This is a genomic window from Schnuerera sp. xch1, from assembly GCF_019931165.1.
GTDB lineage: Bacteria > Bacillota > Clostridia > Tissierellales > Tepidimicrobiaceae > JAIOUP01.
This window is the reverse complement of the sequence record NZ_JAIOUP010000005.1, coordinates 91,459-104,355: the sequence shown is the minus strand read 5'-3', so window position 1 is coordinate 104,355 and position 12,897 is coordinate 91,459. Positions and strand designations below refer to the sequence as shown.

The following is a 12,897-nucleotide window of genomic DNA, read 5'->3' as shown; positions in this document are numbered from 1 at the left end:
GACATTTCATTTGTTTTCATTTTGTCAACTATGATTTATTACATTGAATAATTAAACATAGTTAAAAGAAAAACGTTCTACGATAGAGTAGAACGCTATTATTTTTATTGGTTTTGTGATTCTCATTTACATATAGGTTCTTGCCACCAACCAAATGCAATTCTGCCTGAAACTAATAAATCTGGTGCTTCTGGGTTAGATAAAAAGATGAGAAAAGAACCTCCAGGTGGAAATATAAATTTTCCTTGTTCATCATCTACCAATGTAGTTTCAGGCTGTCCACGGCGGACAAAAGCTTTAACCCCTCCTGATGGATTTCCTTCTACATTTGTTGCATACTGAAGTCTTATTTTAGCACGTGGTAAAGGACAAAGTGCTAAGTTTGTAGGGGTTACTAGTGTGGACTCCTGAGGTGTTCCAGGAGGATTAGTGTTAAACCAAATTTGCGCTCGGAAGGCAGATTCGGATATATCTGTAACAGTCCAGATTGTTACATGTAAGTTTACTCCTGAATTTATAGGATTATATAGTCTTGCCCAAGCGCTAGTACCTTTTCCAAATGCTAGATTATCAGCATAACCGACGAAGTATTTTCCTTCCAAAGATTTAGCTAAGTTAATTGGTACGGAAACAGTATAGCCTAATGAAGGTTCATTTATTGACGGTTGAAGGTGATTAGAACATATATGGGTAGTTTGATTTGGATATTGCATATAGCAATTTTCATTAAAATAATTATACATAAGATATACCCCCTTTCCTCTATTTCACTTTATTATATGTTTTTTCTAAAAGGGAGTGTTTGATGGTTATATTTAGTTTTGTTGACTTTTTCATAAAGTCCCCATAAATGTAACACTTTAAAAAACTTGTTTAGACATAATTTTTGTAACCAAGATGTTAATAATGGGCTTATAAATCCTCTCTTATTAACGGCATACTCATACACCTTGGTCCACCACGACCTCTAGATAATTCGTAGGAATCAAATTCTAATACTTCTATATTATTTCTCCTTAGAGCTTTATTAGTTACATAATTACGGTTATAACAAATAACCTTTCCTGGTGATATAGCAAGGGTATTACTTCCATCATTCCACTGTTCTCTGCTAGCTGCAATTCGATCACCGTCTCCACACCTTATTAAATTTACTGATGGTAGATTTAAGTATTGTTTCAATATACTAGATAAGCTGTTACTCTCATATTTAATATTAATATCATTATTTTTTCCTCTTGTAATGCTGTATACATCTAAAGGATCCTCGATTCCCGGATATATTGTAAACTGGTCATAATCAACCATAGTAAATACTGTATCTAAATGCATATACGCTCTTGCCTTCGGGATATCAAAAGCTAGAACCGTTTCAAAACATTGCTCGGAATTTAAAAGACTATGAGCTATTCTTTCAATGGCTACTGGATCAGTTCTATCACTAATTCCTATAGCTAAAACTTTATCAGAAAGAACTAATATATCTCCACCTTCAATTGAATGAGTTTTATCTCTGTTATACCATCTAGGAACATTTTTAAATTTAGGATGATATTTGAAAATATATTTTGCAAATATAGTCTCTCTATTCCTGGTTTCATTTGCCATTACATTTAAGGAAATCCCTTTTCCTATAGATGCAAAGGGGTCTCTTTGAAAGTACATATTAGGTATTGGATCAAGATAAAAGGGATATGGGGTTTTTACCATATCACCCAAAGACTTAGGTTTAATATGATTAAGCTCCTCTTTCCTAACTCCTTCTATACATTTTATTGCGAACTCTTTTGGAGAATAAGTATTAAAGAATTCTATTATGGCCTCTTGGAGCCCCTCTGTAATAATTTTCCCTTCATACATAAATTCCATTAAAAATTCTTCTCTGACTTTTGTATCTTCTAAAATATCTGCCATTAAATCTGTGAGATAAACAACTTCTATTCCTTCGTTTCTTAGAATGTCGGCAAATTGATTATGCTCTCTACGAGCTTGTTCTAAATATACAATTTCGTCAAATAAAAGTCTTCTCAAATAATCTGGGACTATGTTTTCTACTTCCTTTCCTGGACAATGAAGTAAAACTGATTTTAATTTTCCTATTTCACTATAAATATATATGCTATGGTTTGAAGACATATTGTTCATCCTTTCCATATGTATTCTAACCTATAGTCTTTTCCTATTAAATTTTCATTATGCTTAAATAAAAAATATTTTAGTACCTTGTTTTATAAGTTCACATGGCATGATATATCTCTCCTTGTAAGATCTAATGCTTTCTATAGAAAAAGGAGATAATATGAGAGATCTTAATATAACTAAAAGATTAATGAATCAAAAATGTCTTTCATTAATATTATGGTATAAATAATATTAATGGAGTGAATCTTTATGTTAGGCTTAAAGCGAATATCTAAAGTTTTCCAATCAGCAGAACAAATCTATATTGATGATTCTTCAAAAATTATCATGATGAGTGACTGCCATAGGGGAGATGGAAGCTGGGCGGATGACTTTTTCAAGAATCAAAATCTTTTCTTTACTGCCTTAGATTATTATTATAATAAGGGATATACGTATATTGAAATTGGAGATGGAGATGAGTTATGGGAAAATAGAAGTTTTTCTGATATTTATGAAGCTCATAAGGATACATTTTGGAATATGTCCAGATTTTTTAATGAGAATAGACTCTATTTAATATTCGGGAATCATGATATGGTGAAGAGGGATAAAAAGTTTGTAAAGAATAATTTATATCAATGTTATGATGAACGAAAAAAGGGATATGTACCTTTATTTCCAAATGTAAAAATACATGAAGGATTAGTGTTAAATTATAAAGGAACAAACAATAAGATTTTTCTAACACATGGACATCAGGTAGAATTATTAAATAATAGTTTATGGAGGTTATCCAGATTTTTTGTTAGATATTTGTGGAGGCCTCTTGAGCTATTTGGTGTAAATGATCCAATCAGAACAGCTAAAAATTATAAGAAGAAAGATAGGGTAGCTAGGAGACTTACAGAATGGGTAATAAGGGAAAAACATCTGCTTATTACTGGACATAATCATAGATCTATGTTTCCTGGAGTAGATGAACCTGCTTATTTTAACGATGGAAGTTGTGTACATCACCGTTGTATAACTGGTATAGAAATTGTAAATGGGTTTATTATGCTAATAAAATGGTGTATTAAAACAAAGAGTGATGGCACACTTTTTATAGATAGAGAAATACTGTCAGGACCAAGAAAGCTAAAAGATTACTTTAATAAAAATAGTAAATATAGTGAACAGAATATTGAAGATTCGACACACACTTCCACGACTTCAGTTATGTGAGATTCATGTACAGCTGGCAAAGTAAATGATTAATTTATTATTAAAAATTGATATAATAGAATTGCAAAAACTTAATTATTTAATTTTCTATTCTGGGGAGCCAATATTTATGTGCTGAGATTGGACTATAAGTCCTAAACCCTTGGAACCTGATGTAGATAATGCTACTGTAGGGATTATAGGCTATTTGTAATGTATTTATTATGTTAATAAGGGGCTTTTTATTTTGAAACAGCCCCTTCTATGATTTTTGCATAACTGGTGTATTCTTTATCAGTTTGAATTCTAATTTTGTCTCACCAACTATTTCTTGCTTGTGATTTCTAATCTTCATAACATAATATTTTGCCAATTTTCTAAGTTCATCATCTGTTATAATTTCTAATTTTCTTAATCTTTCCAGTATTATTGCTGGCATAATTTTGGAGTTTTCATCTTCAATTTTAAATGTTATTTCTATACCTCTTTTTTTTAATCCAGTGGCATAATATGCAGATACACCTGATTTAGTAAACAGTCGATTTTCACATTATATCATAAATTTTATTATTCATTTCAAAAGTTTAAATATTTAAACTAATTTATATTATCTAGTATACTTTTAAAAATGCAATTTACATAGTGAATAAATAAAATATATATAAGATTATAAATTAAAGTATTAAATATAAAATTCTGAAAAATATGTTGACTTTATTAAAATATTATAGTAATATTTAAAAAAGGAGTGATGCATTTGGAAATTGTTGGTATTATATCTGACAATTTGGAACATTTAACTAATAAACAGAAGATTATTGCTCAATATCTTATAAATAATAGCGATAAAATCGGTTTTATGAGTTTAAAAGAAATTAGTGAAGAGATTAATGTTTCTGAAGTGACTATATTAAATTTTTGTAAGAATATTGGCATAGATTCCTTTACAGAGTTAAAAAAACTTTTTCAAGAGTTAATTACAAGACAGTTTGATGTTCCAATTAAAGTAAAATCGTCACTCAAGGAGATTAAAAATTCATATGATGCTTACAACAACACTATAAAATTACAAAGATTTAATCATGAAAGAATCATTAAAGATAATAGTATTGGTGATCTTGAAGAAATATCACAAGTAATTAGTAAGACTAAAAAAGTATACATATGTGGGCAGGGAATGTCAGAAGTTATTGCTGAGTATCTTAACAGTAGATTAAAGTTAATAAACATCGATAGTAGAATAGTAAAAGTGGGAGATATAATATCAGCAAGTTTAGATTTTTCAAGGGCGACAGAGGAAGATTGTTTTATTTTAATATCTTTTCCCAAATATTCTCATAATGTTATTGGTCTTAGCAGATATCTAATTGAAAATAATTATACCTTTATTTCTATAACGGATAGTGATGAATCTCCAATAGCCAAGGGTTCAAAATATATTTTAAGATGTAATAGTAGTTCGCTTGTCTTCCTAAATTTTATTTCAGCTACTACTTGTTTAATTGAGATATTGCTAGTTATGATTAGCTTTAATATGAGAGATAACTTAATGATGTATCTAGAAAAGTTAGAACAGATTCGTTCTTCACTAAAAAAACAGGTAAAGAATAACTGAGCATATTTCATATTTATTGTTCGATAAGGAAAATTATTTTACTTTTACATACATTTCTTAATCGTTTGACCACGTAAAATTATCAAAATATTTTGTCTATTATTTAGATTATCACACACAGTCATTAAAATACCCATAAGTGGTATTTTTTTTAAAAAAAATATGAGGAGGAATGAATATGAGAAGGAAAATAACTGTAATTTTTTTAGTCATGGTACTACTAGTCTCTTTGCTAACAGGCTGTGGTAGCGATACTAAAACTAGTAGTGACTCTGACACAACAGATGGAAATGGTTCAAAAGAAGTAGTAATAGCATTAGCTGGAGATGCACAATCTTTAGATCCATATGTATTGAATGAAACAATTACTAATGCTATAAACAATCATCTATATGATCAACTTGTAGTACCTAATAGGGATTTAGAAATACAACCTGCTCTTGCCGAAGATTGGGAAGTGTCAGAAGATGCTTTAACTTGGACTTTTTACTTGAGAGAAGGTGTTAAATTCCACAATGGAAATGATTTTACAGCAGATGATGTTATTTATTCATTTGATAGATCATTAGAAGAAGTATCAGCATTTAAGTATTGTCTATCTACAGTGGAAAGCTATAAAAAAGTTGATGATTATACTATAGAAGTTGTTTGTAATGAACCAAATGCGTTACTTCTTGCACACCTAAAGGACCTTATGATTTTGGATAAGGAAACTTGTGAAGGACAAACAGATGAATGGATTGCTCTAAATCCTAATGGAACAGGTAGATATAAGTTTGTAGAACATAGAAGGGGTGACGAGATAATATTTGAAAGAAATGAAGATTTTTGGGGAGAATCACCAGAAGCCGAGAAGGTTGTATTTAAGCCTATAACTAATGCAAGTACACGTACAGCAAATATGGTTTCTGGTGCGGTTAACTTCATAACTGATGTACCAGTACGAGATGTTGAATCACTTGAATCAAATGATAGTATTAATATTATAACTCAACCAAGTTTAAGGGTAATATATCTTAATTTAGCAGGATGGACAGACAATCCAAGCCCAGATGCGGACATGCCTTTAAAATCTCCAGATGGTTCAAATCCATTTAAGAATATAAAGGTTAGAGAAGCTATCTATCGTGCAATAAATGAAGATGAAATTATTGAAAATGTAATGAATGGTTTTGCTACACCTGCTGCAACTTATATTCCAGAAGGATATAATGGATACAATCCAGATATAAAAAGATTAGATTATGATGCTGAACTGGCAGAAAAGTTATTAGATGAAGCTGGATATCCAAGGCAAGATGATGGATATAGATTTGAAATCACTTTGGATTCTTCCAATGATAGATATATAAATGATGCTGAAATTGCAACTGCAGTTGCTGGATACTTAGAAAAGGTTGGTATTAAAGTTAACTTAAACTTAATGTCACGATCTATATTCTTTAATTATATAGCTGGACTTAATAGAGAGGGAGATAATACTCACTTCTGTATGACTGGATGGGCTGATAGTGGTGGAGAGAGTGCTCTCATGGGGCTAGACCTTGTTTATAGTATGTCGCAAGACGGTTATATAAAAGAAGGTTACGGTGGAGTAAATAGAGGCTACTATCAAAATCCTGAAACTGATGAGCTAATCGATAGAGCAATAGCAACAGTTGATCCAGAAGAAAGAGATAGCATAATGCAAGAAGTATGGAAGATTGCAGCAGATGATATATCCTATATTCCATTACACTTCCAAAATGATATATATGCTCATGATGATAGTATAATATATCATCCAAGAAAAGATAACTATATATATGCTTGGGACATAGAATTTACAAACTAAAGAATAATAATATAGGTAAGAGAAAGAATTTCTTTCTCTTACTATATTTCTAATTAATCATGGAGGTGAAAGGATGTTTCAATATATTATAAAGAGGATATTTCAGCTAGTTCTAGTATTGTTTTTAGTATCCGTACTAATATTTGCATTCACAAGTGTTATGGGAAATCCCGTATACCTGATGGTTAGAGAAGATGCAACGGAAGAAGAAATTAAAGTCGTTGAGGAATATCTTGGGTTAGATAAACCTATCTATGTACAATACGGTGTATTTATCAGAAATGCTCTTCAAGGTGATTTTGGTATGTCATATATGTATCATCAATCGGCATTAGGTTTAATAATGGAAAGGTTTCCTGCTACATTGGAGATTGTTCTACTTGCTATGTTTCTGGCAATAACTATAGGTATTCCGTTAGGAGTGTTTTCAGGAGCATACTCAAAGAAACTTTTTAGTAAAATAGTTATGACATTATCCATAGCAGGAATATCACTTCCCTCATTTTGGATTGGTATGGTAATGATAATTTTATTCAGTTTAACTTTGGGAGTTCTTCCAGTGTCAGGTAGAGGAGAGATGGGAACTTTTTTAGGTATTGAAACTAGTCTTGCAACTATTGATGGGTTGAAACACGTAATCTTACCTGCAATAACACTTGCAATAGGTAATATAGCACAAATAGTCCGTTTAACCCGAGGTGGAATGCAAGAAAGCATTAGACAAGATTATGTAAAATTTGCACGAGCTAAAGGTGTTCCAACAAGAAAAGTATTGTTTGGACATGCTCTAAAAAATACTTTAATACCAGTAGTTACAGTATTTGGTTTGCAGCTTGGTTCACTTATAGCATTTACAACAATAACTGAAACAATATTTGCATGGCCTGGGATGGGGAAATTACTTATTGATGCAATAAATAGTGCTGACAGACCCATTATTGCAGCATACATATTGTTTGTTGCAGTTATGTTCGTGTTTATAAACTTTGTCGTAGATATACTTTATACAATTATAGATCCTAGAATAGATTTAAATCAATAAAAGGTAGGTGATAACATGAAAACTGAAGCTCAAACTATTAATAATATAGGGACAAAGAACAGTAAATGGAAATTATTTTTAAAATCAGAGTTTTTTTATAACTATAAAAGGTCAGTTCTAGCAATTATTGGATCAATTATTATAATTTCAGTTATCTTAATTGCAATATTCGGGCCATTATTTACAATACAAGATCCATATAATATGTCCGAAATCGAATTAAATAATGCATATACGCCTCCTGCATGGATTGAAGGTGGTGAATCAACATTTATATTAGGAACAGATCAGCAAGGTAGGGATATGTTCAGTGCTATAGTTTATGGGAGTAGAGTTTCATTGGTTATAGGGATTGTATCCACATTATTATCTAGTGTATTAGGAATAGCGTTAGGTATTATCTCAGGTTATTTTGGAGGAAAAGTAGATGCACTAATTATGCGTATAGCAGATGTTATGCTTTCATTTCCCACTATGTTAATCGCCTTGTTTGTAATGTCCGTATTGGGAAGAGGTGTAGTTAACATATTAATTACTCTAACTATAGTAGGTTGGGTAAAATTTGCAAGAACTGTTAGGGGAGAAGTTTTATCTGTAAAAAAACAGGAATACATAGAAGCGACTAAAGTTATAGGGTTGCCAAACTTGAAGATTATACTTAAGCATGTTTTCCCAAATGTTCTTACATCTATCATAGTATTAGTAACGATGCAAGTAGGTAGCAATATACTTACTGAAGCTACATTAAGTTTTTTAGGGTTAGGAGTTCCTATCACTAGACCTTCTCTAGGCATGTTATGTAGCAACGGATTTGATGTATTGTATAGTGGAATGTGGTGGGTAACAATTTTCCCTGGATTATATATTATGCTTATTGTTTTTGGCATTAATTTATTAGGTGATTTTTTAAGAGATGAATTAAATCCTAAATTGAAATAAAAAGGGGTGAAGAAATGGCAAAAAAGATATTGGAAGTGAGAAATTTAAGAACTTATTTTCATACATTTAAGGGAACAGTAAAAGCAGTAGATGATGTAAGTTTTGATATAAATGAAGGAGAAATATTAGGTGTTGTTGGAGAATCTGGAGGAGGAAAATCAGTAACAGGTTTTTCAGTGATACGTCTTATAGAAGAACCTGGTAAAATCGAAACTGGAGAAATAATATACAACGGTGAAAATTTAATGAAAAAATCAGAAAATCAAATGAATAAAGTCAGAGGCAAAGATATTTCTATGATATTTCAAGATCCTATGACATCACTAAATCCAGTATATACAATAGGAAAACAAATAGAAGAAGTATTATTATTACATGAGAAAGATTTAACAAAAAGCCAAAGAAAACAAAAATGTATTGAATTATTAAAATCTGTTGGTATTTCAAACCCTGAGAGCAGAATGAAAAGCTATCCTCATCAATTTAGTGGGGGTATGAGGCAAAGAGTAGTAATAGCTACTGCTCTTGCTGCAAGCCCAAAACTTATAATAGCAGATGAGCCTACAACAGCACTAGATGTTACCATACAAGCTCAAATATTAAAACTTATGCAAAATCTTGTAGAAGAACATGGATGTGCATTGATGCTTATTACTCATGATTTAGCTGTTATATCAGAAATAGCGGATAGAATAAATGTTATGTATTGCGGAAAAATCATTGAAACAGGGAACACAAAAGATATTATAAAAGAGTATAAGCATCCATATACAGAAGGATTGATAAATTCTATTCCAGATCTTGATAAAGATAAAAAGAAGTTGGAATCAATATCAGGTATCGTACCTAATATGTTTGATCTTCCTGAAGGATGTAATTTTTCCCCAAGGTGTAGATATTGTAAACAAATATGTAAGGAAGAAGAACCAGAACTTCAACAAGTTGGTCAAAGTCACTATATTGCATGTCATTTCCCATTAAAAGGGGGCGAGAAATAAATGAATACGATTCTTAAAGTAAAAAATTTAGAACAAAGATTTGAACTTGATAAAGGAATTTTAGGTAAGATTAAATTTAAAAATGGTAAGTTTGTAAAGGAAGAACGTATTGTACGTGCCGTAAATGATATATCGTTTAGCGTAGATAAGGGCAAGGTCTTTAGTTTAGTTGGTGAATCAGGATGTGGAAAGTCAACAACTGCAAGAACAATAATTAAACTTATCGAACCTAAAGGTGGTACTGTTGAGTTTGCGGGAGAAAATATAACAGACCTTACTAGAACAGAAATGCTTAAATACAGAAAGAGAATGCAAATGATATTTCAAGACCCATATGCTTCATTAAATTCCAAGCAAAAAGTATTAAATATAATTACTGAACCTATGTTATTTCACGGAGTTGCAGCTTCAAAAAGCGAAGCGAAGGAAAAAGCTTTGGATATTTTAGGAAAGGTTGGGATAAGGCCTGAACAAGCAACAAGATATCCACACCAATTTAGTGGAGGCCAAAGGCAAAGAATTGGTATAGCTAGAGCACTGGCAGTTGAACCAGAGTTTATAATTGCAGATGAGCCAGTTTCCGCTCTTGATGTCTCTATTCAAGCACAAATATTGAATCTATTAATGGACTTAAAGAAGGAATATAACTTTTCTTACCTATTTATAGCCCATGATCTCTCAGTAGTGAAACATATAAGTGATGATCTTGGGGTCATGTATTTAGGTAAGATTGTAGAAAAGGGAAGCAAAGTTAATATATTTGATAATCCTCTACATCCTTATACTAAAGCTTTATTTTCTTCTGTACCTAAGTTGTCTGGTACAAATCTAAAAAATTCTAAAGGTATAAGGGGAGAAATACCAAGTTCTATCAATTTACCTTCAGGATGCTATTTTCATGATAGGTGTCCTTATGCAAAACAAATATGTATGGAGAAGATGCCCACAGAAAGGGAAGTGGAAAATGGACATTTTGTATTGTGTCATCTATACTAAATCTGAGGGATGGGATTCACCAGATTTTAATATATAATGAAGCAGAAGGCAAGATTTGAAGTGAAGAAATTTTATCTTCTGCTTTTGTTGTGTATAGAAAGATTAAATGTATTGTTACTTAATTATTATATTTTTTTTGTTCATATTTTACTTTCTCAGGAGTAACATCGTTTCCTTCTTTATCCATAACTTTAACATTCATTAAAGTCTTTTTCATATTTTTTCTGAATGTGTTCAAGTATTGTTGTCGTAATTTTTGTTGTTCTTCCTTTTCTGATTTTGTTAATTCAACGGTTTTAGATTTATGTGCAAGTTCATTTATTCTCTTTATCAAGTCTTTCATATAATCTCTCCAATCTAGATTAATTGTTTATATGATTTTAACATGAAGACTAATATTATTCAATATATGGGTATTTTCATTAGTTGTAAAAAATATAGAGAGGTTTTTTGCCTTTTACTAAATATAGTGGTTTGTATTAATATAAAATATTTGCTCATACATATATATGATACTAAAATCATAAAATAATTATTTCGGCTTCCTAGATATTACAGTATCAAAATGTTATAATGTGGCTAGATAAGGGAGACTTAAATTGAATACCAAAGTACATGACAAAAAGACAGAATTTTTACTAAACAATGACAACTTGTATTTTAATACTGTGTATTTAGCTTGGCCTATTGTTATACAATCGTTGTTGCAGGTATCTGTTGGAACAATAGATATAAAGATGGTAAGCTCTATAGGAGTAGATGCTATTTCTGCAGTAGGGACTGGTAGGAATGTTATTATGTTAATAATGGTGCCGGTAATGGCAGTATCTACAGGTACTATTGCAATGGTTTCTCGTGCAATGGGCAAGGGTGATAAGAAGAGTACGTCCATTAGTGCAGGACAATCATTTTTTCTATGTCTTTTAGGAGCGGCCTTCATGATTCCGTTCGGTCTTCTGACTAATAAATCAATATTACAGCTTTTAGGTATTAGTAACAATGTATTACTCTTAGCACAACAGTATATAAATGTCTTTTTTTATGTATGCCATTTTTTCTGTTACATTTTATTGGTAGAGCCATATTTCAAGGTGCTGGAGATACAAAAACGCCACTAATAATAGACATCATAATGAATATTGTAAATATAATAGGAAATTATCTATTCATATATGGTGTTTGGATATTCCCTGAGCTGGGAGTTATGGGTGCAGCTTTAGGCTCAGGTATTTCTCGTCTTGTAGGAAGTGCTTTAGAATGGGGTGCACTACTTAGTGGAAAGTTTGTTATAAAAGTTGAATTTAAAGACATGATAAAACCTATTTGGAGTGTATCAAAACAGATTGTAAACATTGGTATACCTGCTGCTTTTCAAGGACTTTCAAGAAATATAAGTAGATTTTTATTATTTGCTATATTGGCAAGAACAGTTAGGGCAGACGCGGCTGTGCCATCCTATGTTATAGGGACTAATTTAAATCAGTATGCATTAATGCCTGGATTAACCGTAGGAGTTGCTGCAGCAACACTGTCAGGTATGAATATAGGCGCAGATAAGTTGAAATGTGCTGAAAGAAGTGGTAGAGCTTGTGCTATATTAGCAGCTTGTTTAATGGGAGGTCTTGCATTTATATTTGCAGTTTTTTCAACACCTTTTATTAAGTTTTTTTAGATGAAGCAAATCCTGATGTTTTAGAAATAGGAAGGACTTTTCTTATAATAATTGGAATATCCGAGCCCTTACATGCAGTAACAATTACTTTATCTAGAACTATGCAAGGAGCTAGATATACGAAAGTTCCATTTTGGGTAACTTTTATATCCTGGCTGATAATTAGAGTTACACTTGCTTATGTTTTAGCGCTTGTGTTGAATCTACAATCTACAGGAGTATGGATTGCTATTAGTGCATCTGCGTTTATTTCTGGATTAATGTCGTATTATATTTTCAAAAAAGGAAAATGGAAGCACGTAGATATATATTAATTTGTTATTGATATTTAAAAGGATAAGTAATTCCCATGCACATATAAAGGCTTCCCTAACAGGTTCATCCTGTAGTATTATAATCGAAAATGGGGAATTAAAGCTTGGAACTTGGCAGGGAATTTATGTAACACCATAAATTTTTTGACATAGTATATAT

13 protein-coding genes, 2 pseudogenes and 1 riboswitch are annotated in these 12,897 nt (G+C 31.3%); of the genes and pseudogenes, 11 read left to right on the top strand and 4 right to left on the bottom strand.

Going from position 1 to position 12,897, the window contains the following annotated elements; translation table 11 throughout:
* Window positions 1–122: 122 nt before the first annotated feature.
* Complete coding sequence (locus K8M07_RS05920) at window positions 123–743, bottom strand: DUF6143 family protein (protein ID WP_223376977.1); 621 nt, start codon at window positions 741–743, stop codon at window positions 123–125.
* 169 nt (window positions 744–912) lie between these two features.
* Window positions 913–2,136 carry an arginine deiminase gene (gene arcA / locus K8M07_RS05915; protein WP_223376976.1) on the bottom strand — a complete coding sequence of 408 codons (1,224 nt, stop codon included), beginning with the start codon at window positions 2,134–2,136 and terminating at the stop codon, window positions 913–915.
* Between the two features lie 255 nt (window positions 2,137–2,391).
* On the opposite strand from arcA, the gene K8M07_RS05910 reads away from it, so the two are divergent.
* Window positions 2,392–3,348, top strand: coding sequence for a metallophosphoesterase (locus K8M07_RS05910; RefSeq protein WP_223376975.1), 957 nt, complete (start codon window positions 2,392–2,394; stop codon window positions 3,346–3,348).
* 83 nt (window positions 3,349–3,431) lie between these two features.
* A riboswitch (TPP riboswitch) is annotated at window positions 3,432–3,541 on the top strand.
* Window positions 3,542–3,589: 48 nt separating this feature from the next.
* Here K8M07_RS05910 and K8M07_RS05905 read toward each other — a convergent pair.
* A complete protein-coding gene (locus K8M07_RS05905) occupies window positions 3,590–3,865 on the bottom strand; it encodes an asparaginase (RefSeq protein WP_223376994.1) in 276 nt (91 codons plus the stop codon).
* A 219-nt stretch (window positions 3,866–4,084) separates the two neighbouring features.
* Between K8M07_RS05905 and K8M07_RS05900 the strand changes: the two genes are divergently transcribed.
* The 6 genes from K8M07_RS05900 to K8M07_RS05875 all read left to right on the top strand — a co-directional run bounded on the left by K8M07_RS05900 (window position 4,085) and on the right by K8M07_RS05875 (window position 10,751).
* Entirely contained in the window at window positions 4,085–4,942 is an 858-nt protein-coding gene (locus K8M07_RS05900) for a MurR/RpiR family transcriptional regulator (RefSeq protein WP_223376974.1), read from the top strand.
* Window positions 4,943–5,120: 178 nt separating this feature from the next.
* Window positions 5,121–6,776 carry an ABC transporter substrate-binding protein gene (locus K8M07_RS05895; RefSeq protein WP_223376973.1) on the top strand — a complete coding sequence of 552 codons (1,656 nt, stop codon included), beginning with the start codon at window positions 5,121–5,123 and terminating at the stop codon, window positions 6,774–6,776.
* A gap of 73 nt (window positions 6,777–6,849) precedes the next feature.
* On the top strand, window positions 6,850–7,818 hold the full coding sequence (locus K8M07_RS05890; RefSeq protein WP_223376972.1) for an ABC transporter permease: 969 nt from the start codon (window positions 6,850–6,852) through the stop codon (window positions 7,816–7,818).
* Window positions 7,819–7,833: 15 nt separating this feature from the next.
* The gene (locus tag K8M07_RS05885; protein ID WP_223376971.1) at window positions 7,834–8,757 is read left to right on the top strand and encodes an ABC transporter permease; all 924 of its coding nucleotides are present in this window, start codon (window positions 7,834–7,836) and stop codon (window positions 8,755–8,757) included.
* Window positions 8,758–8,771: 14 nt separating this feature from the next.
* Entirely contained in the window at window positions 8,772–9,755 is a 984-nt protein-coding gene (locus K8M07_RS05880) for an ABC transporter ATP-binding protein (protein WP_223376970.1), read from the top strand.
* Window positions 9,756–10,751, top strand: coding sequence for an ABC transporter ATP-binding protein (locus K8M07_RS05875; protein ID WP_223376969.1), 996 nt, complete (start codon window positions 9,756–9,758; stop codon window positions 10,749–10,751). It abuts the gene before it with no gap.
* A gap of 118 nt (window positions 10,752–10,869) precedes the next feature.
* Here the strand turns inward: K8M07_RS05875 and K8M07_RS05870 are convergent, their stop codons facing one another.
* Window positions 10,870–11,094 (bottom strand): DUF896 domain-containing protein, encoded by a 225-nt coding sequence (locus tag K8M07_RS05870; RefSeq protein ID WP_223376968.1) that lies wholly within the window; start codon window positions 11,092–11,094, stop codon window positions 10,870–10,872.
* A gap of 394 nt (window positions 11,095–11,488) precedes the next feature.
* On the opposite strand from K8M07_RS05870, the pseudogene K8M07_RS12640 reads away from it, so the two are divergent.
* From K8M07_RS12640 to K8M07_RS05860, 4 genes and pseudogenes are all read left to right on the top strand, one after another.
* Window positions 11,489–12,021 (top strand): annotated as a pseudogene (locus tag K8M07_RS12640) (MATE family efflux transporter); the annotation flags it as partial.
* Window positions 12,022–12,060: 39 nt separating this feature from the next.
* Window positions 12,061–12,423: an MATE family efflux transporter gene (locus tag K8M07_RS12845; RefSeq protein WP_411741958.1), complete on the top strand. Its 363-nt coding sequence runs from the start codon at window positions 12,061–12,063 to the stop codon at window positions 12,421–12,423.
* A 17-nt stretch (window positions 12,424–12,440) separates the two neighbouring features.
* A pseudogene (locus tag K8M07_RS12840) lies at window positions 12,441–12,737 on the top strand (MATE family efflux transporter); the annotation flags it as partial.
* Between the two features lies 1 nt (window position 12,738).
* Window positions 12,739–12,876, top strand: a complete 138-nt coding sequence (locus K8M07_RS05860; RefSeq protein ID WP_317845476.1) for a YjbQ family protein — start codon at window positions 12,739–12,741, stop codon at window positions 12,874–12,876.
* Window positions 12,877–12,897 lie beyond the last annotated feature (21 nt).